The 16,325-nt window shown below is 63.0% G+C and carries 17 protein-coding genes; 10 read left to right on the forward strand and 7 right to left on the reverse strand.

Translation table 11 applies throughout. From position 1 onward, the window contains the following. Positions 1-24 precede the first annotated feature (24 nt). Entirely contained in the window at positions 25-1,041 is a 1,017-nt protein-coding gene (locus IZ6_RS02520) for a WD40 repeat domain-containing protein (protein WP_222876449.1), read from the forward strand. A gap of 4 nt (positions 1,042-1,045) precedes the next feature. After that, complete coding sequence (locus IZ6_RS02525; protein WP_222876450.1) at positions 1,046-1,609, forward strand: GNAT family N-acetyltransferase; 564 nt, start codon at positions 1,046-1,048, stop codon at positions 1,607-1,609. On the opposite strand, the gene IZ6_RS02530 is transcribed toward IZ6_RS02525, so the two are convergent. Beyond that, complete coding sequence (locus tag IZ6_RS02530; RefSeq protein ID WP_222876451.1) at positions 1,606-1,965, reverse strand: response regulator; 360 nt, start codon at positions 1,963-1,965, stop codon at positions 1,606-1,608. The two genes, IZ6_RS02525 and IZ6_RS02530, sit on opposite strands and share 4 nt — an antisense overlap. Positions 1,966-2,186: 221 nt before the next feature. Between IZ6_RS02530 and IZ6_RS02535 the strand changes: the two genes are divergently transcribed. After that, the gene (locus IZ6_RS02535) at positions 2,187-2,780 is read left to right on the forward strand and encodes a COG3904 family protein (protein WP_222876452.1); all 594 of its coding nucleotides are present in this window, start codon (positions 2,187-2,189) and stop codon (positions 2,778-2,780) included. On the opposite strand, the gene IZ6_RS02540 is transcribed toward IZ6_RS02535, so the two are convergent. Next, the gene (locus IZ6_RS02540) at positions 2,781-4,211 is read right to left on the reverse strand and encodes a homospermidine synthase (protein ID WP_222876453.1); all 1,431 of its coding nucleotides are present in this window, start codon (positions 4,209-4,211) and stop codon (positions 2,781-2,783) included. Positions 4,212-4,379: 168 nt separating this feature from the next. Here IZ6_RS02540 and IZ6_RS02545 point away from each other — a divergent pair, with 168 nt between their 5' ends. Then, positions 4,380-4,880, forward strand: coding sequence for a MarR family winged helix-turn-helix transcriptional regulator (locus IZ6_RS02545; protein WP_222876454.1), 501 nt, complete (start codon positions 4,380-4,382; stop codon positions 4,878-4,880). Then, the gene (locus IZ6_RS02550; RefSeq protein WP_222876455.1) at positions 4,877-5,560 is read left to right on the forward strand and encodes a GNAT family N-acetyltransferase; all 684 of its coding nucleotides are present in this window, start codon (positions 4,877-4,879) and stop codon (positions 5,558-5,560) included. The genes IZ6_RS02545 and IZ6_RS02550 overlap by 4 nt, the downstream gene beginning before the upstream one ends. A 30-nt stretch (positions 5,561-5,590) precedes the next feature. On the opposite strand, the gene IZ6_RS02555 is transcribed toward IZ6_RS02550, so the two are convergent. The 3 genes from IZ6_RS02555 to IZ6_RS02565 all read right to left on the reverse strand — a co-directional run bounded on the left by IZ6_RS02555 (position 5,591) and on the right by IZ6_RS02565 (position 8,086). Beyond that, positions 5,591-6,133, reverse strand: a complete 543-nt coding sequence (locus IZ6_RS02555) for a GNAT family N-acetyltransferase (protein WP_222876456.1) — start codon at positions 6,131-6,133, stop codon at positions 5,591-5,593. A gap of 91 nt (positions 6,134-6,224) precedes the next feature. After that, entirely contained in the window at positions 6,225-7,358 is a 1,134-nt protein-coding gene (locus tag IZ6_RS02560; RefSeq protein ID WP_275943666.1) for a type III PLP-dependent enzyme, read from the reverse strand. Positions 7,359-7,861: 503 nt separating this feature from the next. After that, positions 7,862-8,086, reverse strand: a complete 225-nt coding sequence (locus tag IZ6_RS02565) for a hypothetical protein (RefSeq protein ID WP_222876457.1) — start codon at positions 8,084-8,086, stop codon at positions 7,862-7,864. Between the two features lie 71 nt (positions 8,087-8,157). Between IZ6_RS02565 and IZ6_RS02570 the strand changes: the two genes are divergently transcribed. Genes IZ6_RS02570 through IZ6_RS02585 form a run of 4 tightly spaced genes read left to right on the forward strand, consistent with a single transcriptional unit; the run spans position 8,158 to position 13,348 of the window. After that, a complete protein-coding gene (locus IZ6_RS02570) occupies positions 8,158-9,738 on the forward strand; it encodes a gamma-glutamyltransferase family protein (protein ID WP_222876458.1) in 1,581 nt (526 codons plus the stop codon). Positions 9,739-9,777: 39 nt separating this feature from the next. Next, the gene (locus IZ6_RS02575) at positions 9,778-10,914 is read left to right on the forward strand and encodes an alpha-D-ribose 1-methylphosphonate 5-triphosphate diphosphatase (RefSeq protein ID WP_222876459.1); all 1,137 of its coding nucleotides are present in this window, start codon (positions 9,778-9,780) and stop codon (positions 10,912-10,914) included. Positions 10,915-10,916: 2 nt separating this feature from the next. Next, positions 10,917-11,618: a DUF1045 domain-containing protein gene (locus tag IZ6_RS02580; RefSeq protein ID WP_222876460.1), complete on the forward strand. Its 702-nt coding sequence runs from the start codon at positions 10,917-10,919 to the stop codon at positions 11,616-11,618. A gap of 41 nt (positions 11,619-11,659) precedes the next feature. Next, complete coding sequence (locus tag IZ6_RS02585) at positions 11,660-13,348, forward strand: HoxN/HupN/NixA family nickel/cobalt transporter (RefSeq protein WP_222876461.1); 1,689 nt, start codon at positions 11,660-11,662, stop codon at positions 13,346-13,348. A gap of 60 nt (positions 13,349-13,408) precedes the next feature. Here IZ6_RS02585 and IZ6_RS02590 read toward each other — a convergent pair whose 3' ends face one another. Further along, on the reverse strand, positions 13,409-14,773 hold the full coding sequence (locus IZ6_RS02590) for an Nramp family divalent metal transporter (RefSeq protein WP_222876462.1): 1,365 nt from the start codon (positions 14,771-14,773) through the stop codon (positions 13,409-13,411). A 110-nt stretch (positions 14,774-14,883) separates the two neighbouring features. On the opposite strand from IZ6_RS02590, the gene hemH reads away from it, so the two are divergent. After that, the gene (gene hemH / locus IZ6_RS02595; RefSeq protein WP_222876463.1) at positions 14,884-15,936 is read left to right on the forward strand and encodes a ferrochelatase; all 1,053 of its coding nucleotides are present in this window, start codon (positions 14,884-14,886) and stop codon (positions 15,934-15,936) included. A gap of 42 nt (positions 15,937-15,978) precedes the next feature. Here hemH and IZ6_RS02600 read toward each other — a convergent pair whose 3' ends face one another. Beyond that, a complete protein-coding gene (locus IZ6_RS02600) occupies positions 15,979-16,293 on the reverse strand; it encodes a hypothetical protein (protein ID WP_222876464.1) in 315 nt (104 codons plus the stop codon). Positions 16,294-16,325 lie beyond the last annotated feature (32 nt).

Raw genomic sequence — 16,325 nt, forward strand, 5'->3', positions numbered from 1 at the left:
TCCTCCGCACGCTAAACCCCCAGAATGTCTTCTCCCGGTTCCACCGATACCTCGCTCGCCGATTACATGCGCCCGGTACTTGCCGGCTCGCATGTGACCGCGACCGCCTTTCTCGACACGACGGCGGTGTTTGCGCTTGGCGACGGCACGGTCATTCTCGCCAATGGCGAGACGACCTCGCGTCTCAACGCCCATGACGGCGCGTCCATTCTTGTGGCGGTTGCGGACGGCAAACACCTCGTCACCGGCGGCGATGACGGTCGCGTCATGCGCATCAACTCCACCGGCAAGATCGAGGAAATCGGCAAGGCGCCGTCGGGCGCCTGGATCGATGCTGTGGCGGTCGGTCCCGATGGCGCAGTTGCCTGGTCGGCCGGCAAGAAAGCGCATGTCCGCGACGGCAAGGGCGCACTTTTTACGCTCGATCTGCCGTCGAGCGGGCGCGGCCTGTGCTTTGCGCCGAAAGGCTTTCAGCTCTACATCGCCCGCTATAATGGCGTCACGCTCTGGTTCCCGCGCACGCAGGGCACGCCGAAAGAAGTGGCGTGGAAGGGCTCGCATCTCGACGTCACGGCATCCGCGGACGGGCGTTTCGTTGTGTCCACCATGCAGGAAAACGAGATGCACGGCTGGCGCCTCGCCGATAACGGCAATATGCGCATGTCCGGCTATCCGTCGAAGGTGCGTTCGATGTCGTGGTCGCATGACGGCAAATGGCTGGCGAGCTCAGGCGCCGATGCCGCCATTGTCTGGCCGTTCATGACGCGCGACGGCCCGATGGGCAAACCGCCGCTCGAACTCGGCATCCGTCCCTCGCGCGTCGAGCGTGTTGCCTTTCATCCGAAAGCTCCCGTGCTCGCCGTCGGCTACAAAGACGGCTGCATCTGGTTCATCCGTATGGACGATGAAAGCATTCTGCAGGCCCGCTCGGCCGGCGAAGGCGGTCCGGTGACGGCGCTCGCCTGGAGCGGTGACGGATCGATGCTGTCCTTCGGCAGCGAAGAGGGATCTGCGGGCGTTCTGCCACTGCCCAAGGTCTAGCGCCGTGCGTGTGGAAACCGCACTGGAAACCGCATCGCTCATCCTTCGCCCTTGGCGGCTTGATGATCTCGCCCCGCTTGTTGAGGGCCTGAACGACATCAGGGTCGCGCAATGGCTGGCCTTTGTCCGGCATCCCTATCTCGAATCGGACGGCCTCAAATGGATCGAGCATTGCCGGCAGCTTTCGGCCGGTGAAGATCCGCGTCATTACGAATTTGCGATCGAGCTTAAAACAGATGGCGCGGTCATCGGCGGCGTCAGCCTCAACAATATCGATCGGGAGCAGGGCTGCGCCGGCGGCGGCATCTGGATCAACGCCGCCTATCATCGCCGCGGCTATGGACGCGAAGCTTTCGGCGAGCGCATCCGCTTTGCCTTCGACGCGTTGAATCTGCGCGAACTTCGCAACGGCTATTTTGCCGGCAATGAGCCGTCCTGGGATTTGCAGAAGCGGTTTGGCTATACACTCACCGGCGAGGAACCGCGCCGGCGCCAATGCGCAGCCGACGGATCGTGGAAGGATGAGATCCTGACACGTTTGCGCAAAGAGGATTGGGTAAAAGCCTAGCCGTTCAGGACGTTCTGAATGGCTTCGCCGATCGATTCCGGGCTGAACGGCTTCTGGATCACCGGCCGGTTCTGATGCGGCGCTTCAAGCGCCTGCTCGCCATAGCCCGACACGAACAGGAACGGGATACCGCGCTCGGCGAGAATATCGGCGACCGGGAAAGAGCGCTTGCCGGCCAGATTGACGTCGAGCAGCGCAATATCGATCGCGGCCTCTCTGGCGCGCGCCAGCGCATCCTCGAGACGCGCGGCGGTACCGACAAGAATGCAGCCGAAATCCATCAGGATGTCTTCCATCAGCATGGAGACGAGCGTCTCGTCTTCCACGAGAAGGACGCGGCGGCCTTCGAGGGGCATATCCGGATTGCTCAAAGAACTAAGACCTCTCACCGTCCGAATGTGCAGACTACCGCATGAACGGGGACTGAACCGAAGCTTACACCCGCCGGAAGGTTCTCGCCCGCCGCAAGGTACGAAATCCTCTACATCATCTCCAAGATTTTGGCCAAATCCGCTGGCATTGCGGGGCTGGACGGAGACAGGCGATCGGTGCAGGTTCCGCGCGCCAAAGGAATATAATGCACTTAAAGCCCGTTCTCTCTGCTTTTGCCGTGCTGCTTTTCGTCTCCGCCGCCACGGCCGAGCCGATGCACTTTCGCGTGAGCGAGATCGGCTGCCCGAAAGCCTGTACCAAAGTGCTCCTCGGCGAAGGCGAGATTGCCTTTACGACCGCAGGCGCGTTCCGGTCGGTGCGGCGCAAGACCGGCGCGCTTCCCGTCCTTTTGCATTCACGCGGCGGCGATCTTCCGGGCGGGCTCAATCTCGGTCTGGCTTTCCGCAAAACCCGGAGCTCGGTTGCTGTTGCTCCGGGCGGCGACTGCTTTTCGGCCTGCGCCTTTGCACTGTTCGGCGGCACGGAGCGCAAGGTGCATCGCGGCGGACAACTCGGTGTCCATCAGGTGATCTTCGCCGAGGACGGCAGCGATCCTCAGGGCCGCCCCACCTTCAGTGAAAAGCACAGCGCGGCGATCATCGGACATCTGATCCGCTATGCGCGGCAGATGGGCGTCAGCCCCGATGTCGTCGAAATCGCGCTCGCAACGCCCTATGACGAAAACACGATCTTCAGCTCACGCGAGCTGAAGCGGTACGGTATCGTCACGAGCGATTGATCAGCCGACGAAGAAGTTCTTGAACTGCCAGGGATCGCTCTCGTCGATGTCTTCCGGGAAGAGGCCGGGCCGGTTCTCGAGTGGCGTCCAGTCGGTGTAATAGCCGTTCACCGGGCCGAGATAGGGAAACTGGATTTCAAGGCAGCGCTTGAAGTCCATTTCCTCGGCTTCGACAATGCCTTCGTTCGGATTTTCCAGAGCCCAGACCATTCCGGCGAGAATGGCCGAGGTCACCTGAAGTCCTGTCGCGTTCTGATAGGGCGCGAGGCGGCGCGTCTCTTCCAGAGACAGCTGCGAGCCATACCAGTAGGCGCCCTTGCCGTGTCCGTACAGAAGAACGCCGAGCTCGTCGATGCCGTCGACAAGCTCGTCTTCGTCGAGGACGTGCAGCTTGTCCTGATGCTTGCCCGCCGCGCCGAACAGCTCGTGCCAGGACAGTATCGCATCGTCCGCCGGGTGATAAGCGTAGTGGCAGGTCGGCCGATAGACGGCGCGCCCGTCCTCATGGACGGTGAAATAATCCGAGATCGAAATCGACTCATTGTGCGTGACGAGGAAGCCGTATTGCGCGCCAAGCGTCGGGCACCAGGTACGGACCTTGGTCGCGGCGCCCGGCTGCATCAGATAGATCGCCGGCGCATTTGCGGCGGGATGCGTCTCAGCATTCGCAGGCTTCCATTTTTCATGCGTGCCCCAGCCGAGTTCGGAAGGCTGCAGCCCTTCGGAGATAAAGCCTTCTACCGACCAGGTGTTGAGGAAGACGTTCGGCGGCTTCGGATCGACGGTGCGCTGCGTATCGCGTTCGGCGATATGCACGCCCTTGACGCCGATCTGCCTGAGCAGCGCCGCCCATTCCTCGCGCGTTTCCGGATCGGGAACGTTGAGGTTCATGTCGCGGGCAATGTTCAGCGCCGCTTGTTTGACGAAGAAAGACACCATGCCGGGGTTGGCGCCGCAGCAGGAGACGGCGGTCGGCCCGCCGGGATTTTTCTTCTTCGCGGCGAGAGTGATTTCGCGCAGCGCATAGTTCGAGCGCTCGGACGGGCCTTTCTTCTTGTCGAAGTAGAAGCCGAGCCAAGGCTCGTTCACGGTGTCGATGTAAAGGCAGCCGAGTTCGCGGCAGAGCTCCATGATGTCGACGGAGCCGGTATCGACCGAAAGGTTGACGCAGAAGCCCTGGCCTTTGCCTTTGGTCAGAAGCGGCGTCAGAAGCTCGCGGTAGTTCTCTTTGGTGACGTGCTTCTGGATGAGGTCGAGACCATGCGCATCGAGGATGTGCTTGTTATGATCGGACGGATCGATCACCGACATGCGGGATTTGTCGTATTTGAAATGGCGTTCGATCATCGGCAGCGTGCCGCGCCCGATCGAGCCGAAGCCGATCATCACGATGGGTCCGGTAATTTCTCCGTAGATCGGCCAATCCGCCATGTCTTTCCTCATACATCCCAGGCCAAAACGACTGCCGCGCATAGAGCCGGGCAGGCACCCATAAATCAAGGCATTATCTCTGCGCCGGTTCCGGTGACGGATTCAAAACAACCGTCTTGCCAAATTGTATCACCAGTTATATAACTGGTGATACGTAGGGAGACCGCTGTGCCGGAAGACATTGTCCGCAGCTTCGGCTTTCTGACGCTCGGCACGCGCATGAAGCGCATCGGCGAGCGGCTGCAGGCGGGGACCCAGGAATTGCTCGATGAGCTGAATGTCGGCTTTGTGCCGAGCCAGTATCCTTTTTTGGCCGCTATCGACCGTCTCGGCCCGCTGACGATCGGCGAACTTTCCGAAGCGGTCGGCGTCACGCAGCCCGCGACGACGAAAAGCGTCGGCCTTATCGCCAGGCTCGGCTTTATGCGCGTGGCGTCTTCGGATGCGGACCAGCGGCGCAAGATCGTCAGCCTGACCGAGAAGGGCCAGAAGCTCGTCGATACCGCCAAGAAAGATGTGTGGCCGCAGATCGAGCGCGCGGTGGCCGATCTCTGCGCTTCGCTCGACGGGCCGCTGCTCGAACAGCTGGCCGCCATCGAGGACGGGCTTTCGGAAAAGCCGCTGGCGCGCCGCATCGCGCGTCCTCCGAAAAAGGCAGGCGCGCGATGAGCCATATTCTCGACCGCCCGGTCTGGACGGCGCTCGGCTCAAGCCATGCCGATTTTGCCGAGAGCAATGGTCTGGCGCGGCGCTATCCGGTCTCGGTCATTCCCTTTGCGTCGGTGGGTGACGATGAGCCCGAAAGCTATGCCGCTCTGGCGCAGCTCACCCAGCCCGGCGACACATGTTTCATTGTTCAGGCCGCGCATCTTCCCGTAGCTTTGCCGCGCGAACTGACCGCGAGTTTCGATGCGCCGGTAACGCAGATGATCGCGGACCGGTTGATGCCGGAGATCGACGATCCGCGCATTCGGCCGCTGACCGAGGACGATGCGGCGGAGATGTTCGCGCTGGCCGATCTCACAAAGCCCGGCCCTTTCACCCACAGAGCCCAGGCGCTGGGCACGTTTTATGGCGTGAAGGAAAAGGGGCGGCTCATCGCGATGGCGGGCGTGCGCTTCCGCCATCCCGGCCTTCACGAAGTCTCGGGTGTCTGCACGCATCCGGATGTGCGCGGGCAGGGGCTCGGACGGCTGATGATGGAATTCATGTGCGGGAAGATCTATGCGGCAGGCGATCGGCCTTTCCTGCACACCTTCTCGGACAATGCGCGGGCCATCGCGCTGTACGAAAAGCTCGGCTTCAAAGTGAGAAGCCCGATGCACGTCACGGCGTTCCGCCGCACATGACCGGGCTTCTCCAACTCGTCTTTTAAAGCGTCAGGCCGCAACGCGGAGCGGCAGAGCCTCGGCAGCAGCCGGAACCTGAACCAGCGCGCCGGTCGCCTTCAGCACGCCGCTCGCGCCGGAAAGCGCGCCGGGCACGAGTTCGCGCGCAAGAAAGCGCGAACGCTCATAAGGCCCTGGCATGCGCAGTTTCGCGGTCGCATCCGTCGAGAAGCCGAAGCGCGCGTAGTAGGGCGCATCGCCGACAAGAAGGATCGCGCCATGGCCGAGCTCTTCGGCGCGAGCGATGGCGGCACGCATCAGACGGCCGCCGATGCCTGCGGACTGACGGTCCGGCGCAACAGCGAGCGGGCCGAGCAGAAGCGCATCGCGGCCGCCGGCCGAGACATTCCACAGGCGCACCGTGCCGACCACATCGCCGTCTTCCTCGGCGATCAAAGCGAGGCCGTCCGCCGGCAGGCGGTTCTCGCGCAGGCGCGCCGAGGTCTTCTTGAAACGCGCCTCTCCCATCGCCGCGTCGAGGAGGTCCTCGCGGGCGTCGATATCGGAAAGAAATTCGCTGCGTACTTCGATCATGGCCGGGCCCTCTCTGGGCGCAGCCCTCGCACTCTTTCGAGCCGTCCGGGTATTTTGGAACACCCGCCCGGCGGTGCCGGGCGGAACGAGATCAGATGCACACCGTGTGCAGCGGCGGGAAGCCGTTAAAGGCGCATGACGAGTACGTCGTCGTGTACGCACCCGTGGCCTCGATCAGCACGCGGTCGCCGATTTCGAGCGAGACGGGAAGGAAATAGGGGTCCTTCTCGTACATCACATCGGCCGAGTCGCAGGTCGGGCCTGCGAGCACGCACGGCGCCAGTTCCGCGCCGTCGCGCGGCGTCTTGATCGGATAGCGGATCGCCTCGTCCATCGTCTCGGCGAGACCGCCGAACTTGCCGATGTCGAGATAGACCCAGCGGGTCTCGTCCGCCGCGTTCGACTTCTTCGAGATCAGAACGACTTCCGATTCGATGATGCCGGCATTGCCGACCATGCCGCGGCCCGGTTCGATGATCGTTTCCGGAATGCGGTTGCCGAAATGCTTGCGCAGCGCGTTGAAGATCGCCGTGCCATAGCTCTCGACGCCCGGAATCTTCTTCAGATAACGGGTCGGGAAGCCGCCGCCGAGATTGACCATGGACAGCGTGATGCCGCGCTCGGCGAGCGTGCGGAAGATCATCGCGGCCGAGGCCAGCGCGCCGTTCCACATTTTCGGATCGCGCTGCTGCGAACCGACATGGAAGGAAACGCCGTAAGCCGTGAGGCCGAGGCGATGCGCATGCTCGAGCACGTCGACGGCCATTTCCGGCACGCAGCCGAACTTGCGCGACAGCGGCCATTCGGCGCCGGCGCCATCGCACAGGATGCGGGCGAAGACGCGCGCGCCGGGGGCGGCACGGGCGATCTTTTCGACTTCCTCGATGCAGTCCACCGCATAGAGGTCGATGCCGAGCGCGCGCGCGGCCGCGATGTCGCGTTCCTTCTTGATCGTGTTGCCGAAGGAGATGCGGTCGGGCGTCGCGCCGGCGTCGAGCGCAAGCTTGATCTCGACAACCGAGGCCGTGTCGAAGCACGAGCCGAGATCGGCGAGGAGCTTCAGCACTTTCGGCTCCGGGTTCGCCTTGACGGCGTAGAAGACGCGGGTGTCCGGCAGCGCCTTGGAGAAGGCACGGTAATTGTCGCGGACGACGTCGAGATCGACAACAAGGCGCGGCCCTTCGTGAGGGTGGGCGGCCATGTAGTTGAGAATGCGCTCGGTCATCGGGATTCCCCCAGTAAATACGCGTTGGCTCTTGCGTTGAGGACGCCCGTTTCGGAAACGCGGTGGAAGCGCTCCGACGTATCGTCTTCAACACTGCCGGTTCAGATGAACCGGCGGCTCTTGTCGCGCCGATAGCTGGAATCTCTCCGTGGCAGCCAAGCTGCTTCGGGTTTGAGTCCGGCCAACGTTTGGAAGGGAATTCCCGTCCGCACGCCCGGCAAGGAAGTAGTCTGCCTCTTCAGCAGAGACCGGGTTTGGACCAACCGGTCTTCGACTAAAAAAGCCCTCTACGTCGTTGCTTTAAGCTGCGTCCGCCGGCAGAGCGCCGACTTAAACCCGGTTTTTAGTCCGGTTACCGGTCTGCCCAGACGGGGCTTCCGTCTAGACCGGCACGCAGCCACAGGCACGTGCGAAATTGGGCAAGCGGGAGATAAGTGAAACGTCCCGCCGGTGCAAGATATAATTTGCGATTATTTAGAGATCGTTGACAGCGTGTTGCGCTGTCACTCCACGATCGGTTCGACGCGGTTCGCCGAGCGCCAGAATTGCGCCACGAAGTAGAGCGCGAGCACGGCTCCCGCAGCCTCCAGAACCCATGCGCCGATCTCGCCAAGGCCGAACATGCCGGCCAGCGCCCAGCCGCCGGCAACGCCCGCGACGAGGAGTTCGACGCCGACGAGGATGGTCGCGGAGAGGACGGTGAGCGCGTTTTTGCCGTTCAGGGCCATGGGTCTTCCTTTGCGGCGCGGAACCTAGCGGGATTGGGGCCGTGAGGAAAGCCCGGCTATAAGACAGGCCCATGAGCCTTAACGCACACTCCGATAAGGGCGTCGTCGCCGCCCCGCACAGCCTTGCCGCCGAAACGGGCCGGGCGATCCTCGAGGAGGGCGGCACCGCCATCGAGGCGGCCATCGCCATGGGCGCGACCATCGCCGTCACCTATCCGCATATGTCGGGCCTTGGCGGAGACGGCTTTTTTCTGATTCGGGAGCCTAACGGGCGGGTCGGCTATATCGAGGCCTGCGGTCCCGCCGGGAGCGGGGCGAGCCTTGCCGCCTACCGGAAGCTCGGTCTCGACGCCGTTCCGGCGCGTGGGCCGCTCGGAGCCGCGACCGTTGCCGGCGTTACCGCGGGCTGGAAGCTGGCGCGCGAGGCGGGCCGCGGCCGCCTGCCGCTCGACGTCCTGTTCTCCGACGCCATCCGCCATGCCCGCGAGGGCTTCAAGGTCTCGACGGGGCAAGGCCAGAATCAGCCCAAGCTTCAGGCCGAGCTTTTCAAGGCACCGGGCTTTGCCGGCCAGTACCTGAAAGAGGGGAAGCTTTACGGCGAAGGCGAGGTGCTGCGGCAGGAGAAGATCGCGGCAACCTTCGAGCAGCTCGCCCATGCCGGGCTCGACGATTTCTACCGCGGCGATATCGGCCGCGAGATCGCAGCCGATCTCGAAGCCATCAGATCGCCGGTCACTCGCGAGGATCTTCAGCGTTACGAGGCGCGGCTGCGCGAGCCGCTGAAGCTCTCTTTGAAATCCGCGACCGTCTGGAATTCGCCGCCGCCGACACAGGGGCTCGCTTCGCTTCTCATTCTCGGCATCGCCGAAAAGCTTGATCTGGGCCGGCCGGAAAGCGTCGAATTCGTCCACGGCCTTGTCGAAGCGACGAAGCGCGCTTTCCTCGTCCGCGACCGGGCAATTACCGATCCGGCTTTCATGGAAAGCGATCCGAAAGAGTATCTGACCCCTGAATGGCTGATGGCCGAGGCCGCCAAGGTAAAGAAGGACCGCGCACTGCCCTGGCCGGCGCCGCCGGGCGAAGGCGACACCGTGTGGATGGGTGCCATCGACCGCGAGGGCCGCGCCGTCTCCTATATTCAGAGTCTGTATTGGGAGTGGGGCTCGGGCTGCGTCCTGCCGAAGACGGGCATCATCTGGCAGAACCGCGGCTGCGGCTTTTCGCTCGACGAGCGGTCGTCAAATCCGCTGCAGCCGGGGCGGCTGCCTTTCCACACACTGAATCCGCCCATTGCCGTCATGAAGGATGGGCGCGTGATCTCCTATGGTTCAATGGGCGGCGATGGCCAGCCGCAGACACAAGCCGCCGTCTTTGTGCGCTATCTGATGGGCAAGACCGTCGAAGAGGCTGTGGACCTGCCGCGCTGGCGGCTCGGCAAAAGCTGGGGCGCCAATGACACGACGCTGAAGATCGAGCCGCGTTTCGACGGCGCGGTGATCGAAAAGCTTGGCAAGCTTGGCCATGAGGTCGAAGTGCTGGACAAGCCCTATTCCAGCGAGACCGGCCATGCCGGGCTGATCGTGCGTCATCCGGACGGAAAGATCGAAGGCGTACATGACAGGCGCGCCGATGGCGGCGCTTTGGGCCTGTAAGTCTCTCTGCTAAGACCCCCCAAGATTTTTTGGCGCAATATGACAATCACTTTGACCAATGCGCAGCTTGTGACCGAAGACGGCATCGTCTCCGGCACGCTGACCTATGACCAGAACGGCATTGCCGATGTGCAGCCGGGCGCAAGCCAGGTGCGCGGCGCCGAAGATGCCGAAGGCGATTTTGTCGTGCCCGGCCTTATCGAGTGCCACACCGACAATCTCGAGCGCCATCTCGTGCCGCGGCCCGGCGTCATCTGGCCGAATTCGCTGGCCGGCGCGCTGGCGCATGATGCGCAGATCATCGCTTCGGGCATCACGACGGTCTACGACGCGATGTGCATCGGCGGCTTCGACGATGAGAAGGATTACCGGCCGAAGATTCTCGGCTCCATGCTGGCTGCGGTCGAGGAAGGCAATCAGCACAAACTCTTCCGCGCCGAGCATCGCGTGCATCTGCGCTGCGAGACGACCGATCCGAAAATGATGTCCTATCTCGAGCGTCATCCGGGCACACGCTCGGCCTCGCTTGCGAGCCTCATGGATCACACGCCCGGCCAGCGGCAATGGCGCGATCTCAATCACTATCGCCAGTTCATCAAAGGCGAGGGACGTACCGACGCCGAGATCGAAGAGATGATCGCCGCCGATATGGAGCGCAGCGCGCCGATCGTCGCTGACAATTTCCTCAAAGCGGTGGAGTTCTGCAAAGAACGCGGCATTGCGATTGCAAGCCATGACGACACGACCATCGAGCATGTCGACGATGCGGTGAAGGCCGGATGCACGATCTCGGAATTTCCGACGACGGTCGAAGCCGCCGAAGCCGCGCACAAAGCCGGCATGAAGACGGTCGGCGGTGCGCCCAATGTCGTGCGCGGCGGCTCGCATTCGGGCGGCGTGTCGATGATTGAACTCGCCCAGGCCGGGCTGCTCGACGTGCTGTCGTCCGATTACGTGCCTGCAAGCCTGTTGCAGGCCGCGAACAAACTCGGCGCCGGCATCATGCCGCTGCACGAAGCCTTCGGCCTCGTCACCTGGCGCGCGGCGGACATGCTCGGCCTTGCCGATCGCGGCCGTCTGAAAAAGGGATTGCGCGCCGACTTCGTGCGATTCCGCATATCCAATGGAACGCCGATCGTGCGCGCGGTGACGGTGCGCGGCATGCGGGTTTTCTGATCATGGCGCGCTACGCGATCTATTATGCGCCCGAGCGCGCCAGCCTTCTCTGGCGGTTCGGCTCGTCTGTGCTCGGCGCAGATCCGGAGAGCGGCCAGACGGTGCCGCAGATCGTGCCGGACGGATTTTTGCCCGACGACTGGCAGAGCTTTACCGCATCGCCGCGCCGCTACGGATTTCACGCGACGCTGAAAGCGCCGTTCGAACTTGCGCCGGGCAAGACGGAACAGGATTTGTTCGCGGCGTTCCGCGCTTTTGCCGGACGGCAGATCGCCTTCTCCGCCCCGGCGCTCGAGCCGGTGCTGTACGGCGATTACGTCACGCTGCAGGAAAAGACGCCTGATCCGCGCCTGCAGGCGCTCGCGGGTTTGTGCGTGCGCGAGTTCGATGCCTTCCGCGCGCCCTTGTCGGACAAGGACCGCGCCCGCCGCAAGCCGCAGGGCCTGAGCGCGCGGGAACGCGAGCATCTCGAAAACTGGGGCTATCCTTACGTGTTCGAGGATTTCGTCTTTCACATGACCTTGGCCGGCCCTTTGCCGGAAAACCGCGGCCAGGATGCCTCGACCGCGCTCAGTGCGGCCTATGACAAGGCCGTGAAGGACGAGGATTTTTCCGTCCGTTCGCTGTCGATCTTTGTGGAGCCCGGCCCGGGCGAGCCGTTCAAGCTGGCGCTCAGGGCGCCTTTCGTCGCAAAAGCCTCCTGATGCCTTGTTTCAGCCGCACTGGCCCGATGAGTAACGGCGCGATGTCGCGCCGGCTTCTGGCTTTTCTTGCTCTGTTTGCGAGCCTCTTCTCCGCCCTCCCGGCGGCGGCGCATCCGCATGTCTTCGTGACGGTCAAAAGCACCATCGTCTATGAGAAGGGCGTGCCGAAAGCGGTGCGCCACAATTGGCGCTTCGACGACATGTTCTCCGCCTTTGCGGTGCAGGGGCTCGACACGGACTCGGACGGGCAGCTTTCGCGCGCCGAATTGCAGGCGCTGGCGGAAGTGAACGTCACTTCGCTCAAGGAATTCGACTACTTCACCTTCGGCACCGCCGGCAGCGGCGATCTCGCCTTCGCGAAGCCGGTCGATTACTGGCTCGAACATGATGGCACGGCGCTGACGCTGCATTTCACTTTGCCGGTCCGGTCCGCAAAGCCGTCCGACACGGTGCGCGTCGAAATCTACGATCCGTCCTATTTCGTCGCCTTCGCGCTCGCCGAACAAAATCCCGTCGCGCTTGAAGGCGCGCCGGAGGGCTGCCGCGCCGATGCCGAAGCCTCGGACGATGCGTCGTCCGAAAAGCTGTCGGAAGACTTCTTCTCCAATCTCGATCCGCAGCAGGGCTGGGGCAAACAGTTCGCCAATGCTTTCGTCGTGCGCTGCGGTGAAGCCGCGACCGCCTTCGCCACTTCGCAGCAGCAGAAAGCCGAAACGGCGCAGGCGGAAGCTGCCGCCGCGCCCGAGAAGGCGGCCTCGCGCGTCGAGACGGCGCTGAAGATCACCGAGGCGCAGCCGCTCGGCGACATGCCGGAGCAGAAGGTCAAGACGCAGGACAACAAAGCGCTCGGCGCATTCGGTGTCGTTGCGCCGGAAGCGAGCGCGGTGAATGCCTCAAGCGGCGTGTTCGGCTGGATCGCCGCGCAGCAGGCCAAATTCTACAAAGCGATGTCGGATGCCTTGACCGCGTCGAAGGACGACGGCTCGGCCTTTCTTCTTCTCGCTTCGCTCGCTTTTTCCTACGGCGTCTTCCATGCGGCAGGCCCCGGCCACGGCAAAGCGGTGATCTCGTCTTATCTGCTCGCGACCGGCGAAACCTTGCGGCGCGGCATTGCGATTTCCTTTGCCGCGTCGCTGGCGCAGGCCGTCACCGCGATCCTCGTCGTCGGCATCTTCGCCATCATTCTCGGCGTCACGAGCCAGGTCATGGGCGTTGCCGCCTGGTGGCTGGAAGCTGCGAGCTATGCGCTGATCGTTCTTCTCGGCGTCGGCATCATGTTCCGCCGCAGCCTCATCCCGCTGCGTGGCTCATCGAAAGGCCATGTGCATGACGAGGCTTGCGATCACAGCCACGGGCCGAAGCTCGAGGATCTCGACGGCGAATTCGGCTGGCGCCGTGCCGCCGCGGCCGTGCTCGCGGTCGGTCTTCGTCCGTGCACGGGCGCGCTGCTTATTCTGGTGTTTGCGCTGGCGCAGGGCCTGATCTGGACGGGGATTGCCGCGACGTTTGCGATGGCGCTCGGCACGGCGTTCACGGTCGCGACCATCGCGACGCTCGCCGTCACCATGAAACAGCTTGCGGTGAAACTCGCCGCAGGCTCCTCGACGACGCGCACGCGCCGCGCGCTGCGCCTGATCGAGATCACCGCCGGCTTTGCGGTGCTGGCCTTCGGGCTGATCCTGCTCGGCGGATTGCTGCAGGCCGGCGTTCCGGCCGCGGCTGCTGGCTAACTCAAACCGGCTGTTGCCGGTTTGAGCCCTCGATGTCGGAAGCCGGGTCGACCCGATTTCTTACGCCGCGGTGATAAAGTCGATAATCAATTTCACGTTCAGCGAAATGATGATCACCGCGGTGATGGTGGCCAGTGCCGTCACCCAGCGCGGCGCCACAAGCGCGCCCATCTTCTTTTTGCTCGCGGTGAACATCACCAGCGGCACGATGGCGAAGGGCAGCTGCAGCGAGAGAATGACCTGTGAGAGGATGAGCAGCGCGCCCGTGCCGCTGTCGCCGTAGAAGATGGTCACGCCCGCCGCCGGAACGATGGCGATGGCGCGCGTCACAAGACGGCGCAGCCAGGGCGGCAGGCGGATATTGAGAAAGCCTTCCATCACGGCCTGACCGGCAAGCGTTGCCGTCACCGTCGAATTCAGGCCGCAGCACAAAAGCGCGATGGCAAACAGCGACGGCGCAATGGCCGAGCCGAGCAGCGGCGCAAGCAGCTCGTGCGCGCGGCCGAGTTCGGCGACATCGGTATTGCCGGTCTTGTTGAAGCCCGCGGCGGCAAGGATCAGGATCGAGGCGTTGATCGTCAGCGCGAACATCAGCGCAATCGTCGAGTCCCAGCTCGCAAGCTTGATCGCGGTACGCTTTTCCTCGACCGAGGGGCCGATCTTGCGCGTCTGCACAATGGCCGAGTGCAGATAGAGGTTATGCGGCATCACCGTCGCGCCGATAATGCCGAGCGCGAGATAGAGCATTTGCGGATTGGTGACGACATCGGTCGTCGGCGCAAAGCCGCGGATGACTTCGGCCCAGACCGGATCGGCCATGAAGATCTGCACGGCAAAGCACGCGGCGATGACGGCGAGCAGAGCGACGATCAGGGCTTCGATCCAGCGGAAACCGAGGCGCTGCAGCATGAGAATAAGGAAGACGTCGAGCGCGGTGATGACGACGCCGATCTCGAGCGGAATGCCGAAGAGAAGATTGAGGCCGATGGCCGTGCCGATGACTTCGGCAATGTCGGTCGCAACGATGGCGGCTTCGGCGAGAATCCACAAAGCGAAAGCAACAGGCCGCGGGAAGGCGTCGCGGCAGGCCTGGGCGAGGTCGCGGCGCGAGGCGATGCCGAGCCGCGCGCACAGCGCCTGCAGGAGGATCGCCATCATGTTGGAGAGCAGCGCAACGGTCAGAAGCGCGTAGCCGAACTGCGCGCCGCCGGCGAGCGAGGTCGCCCAATTGCCGGGGTCCATATAGCCGACGGCGACGAGATAGCCGGGGCCGAGAAAGGCGGCGAAGCGCCGGAAGCCGGGCTTCTTCGGAACATCGACGCTGGAATTGACCTCGGCGAGGGACGGATCGCCCTGCGAGGTGCGCCAGCCGGAGAATTTCTGATCGAAGGGAGATGCCCCGGAAGATGTCGCGTGTTCTTGCATATGAAACTGATAATCATTCGCAACTAGAAAGTAAACCCCCTTTGGAGTCCTTCTACAATTTGAGCTCTGGGCAGATAGCGCCCGGGGGCGAACGGCTCTAAAACGCCGCCATGGCCAAACCGGCTCGCCCCTCAATTCCGTCCGAGAGACCCAAGGACCACCCGCCCATCAAATCGGGCCGGACCGGCGTCCTTCTGGTCAATCTCGGCACACCCGACGGCACCTCCTATTGGCCGATGCGCGCCTATCTGAAGGAGTTTCTGTCGGACACGCGGGTGATCGATACGCCGCGCTGGAAATGGTGGCCGATTCTCAATCTCATCATTCTCTCCAAACGGCCGCAGGCGAAGGGCCGCGATTACGAGACGATCTGGAACACGGAACGCGATGAGGGTCCGCTGAAGACGATCACGCGCGGGCAGGCGGAAAAGCTTTCCGAGCGTCTTGCCGATCTCGGCGAGGATATCGTCGTCGATTGGGCGATGCGCTATGGCAATCCGTCCATCGCCTCGCGTATTGACGCGCTGCAGGAGCAAGGCTGCGAGCGCCTTCTCATCGTGCCGATGTATCCCCAATACGCAGCGGCAACGACCGCGACCGTCGGCGACAAGGTGTTCGACAAGCTGAAGACCATGCGCTGGCAGCCTTCGCTGCGCATCGCGCCGCCCTGGCACGACGATCCCGTCTATATCAATGCGCTGGCGTCATCGATGACGGCGCATCTCGACAAGCTCGACTGGAAGCCGGATGTGATCCTTGCGAGCTTCCACGGCATTCCGCAGCGCTATTTCGATCTCGGCGATCCTTATTACTGCCATTGCTCGAAGACGGCGCGGCTTCTGCGCGAAACGCTGGGGCTTCCGGACGACAAGCTCCGCCTGACCTTTCAGTCGCTGTTCGGCCCGGAAGAATGGATCAAGCCCTACACGGACAGAACGGTCGAAGCTCTGGCGAAAAGCGGCGTGAAGAACCTTGCCATCGTCAATCCCGGCTTCACCGCCGATTGCCTTGAGACCATTGAAGAGATCGGCGTCGAAAACCGCGACATCTTCAAGAACAATGGCGGCGTCAATTTCAGCGCCATTCCGTGCCTCAACGATTCAGATCCCGGCATGGATGTGATCGAAACGGTGACGCGCCGCGAATTGATGGGCTGGGTCTAGGGCGCTGCCTCGGCGCACGGTCTCCGAGGCAACGCCTTTTTGCTACCGCGCAGCTCCTGCGTGGCTGAGTAACTGCCGGTCGCCGCGGCAACCGATAATCCAGACAAGCATCTTCTTATCGTGGGCGAGCGCGAGCTTTGCGAGGTCGACCGATTGCTGGAAATTCGGAAAAGACCTGTTGAGGTGATAGAAGCTCGATCCGCAGCGCCCGCGGCGATCGAGTTCGATGACGAAATCCGGGTTGTTTCCCGGGTCTGCGTAAAGCGCCTGCACCCGGCCCATCTCGAAGTTCTGCGCCAGCGCTGGATTTGCGATCGCCATCAGGGCGCCAGCGGACATCCATATGAGTTTGTTCATCGCTCCCTCCGTTAGCTTGCACGGAGAGAATG

Source organism: Terrihabitans soli (assembly GCF_014191545.1).
Classification (GTDB): Bacteria; Pseudomonadota; Alphaproteobacteria; order Rhizobiales; family Methylopilaceae; genus Flaviflagellibacter; species Flaviflagellibacter soli.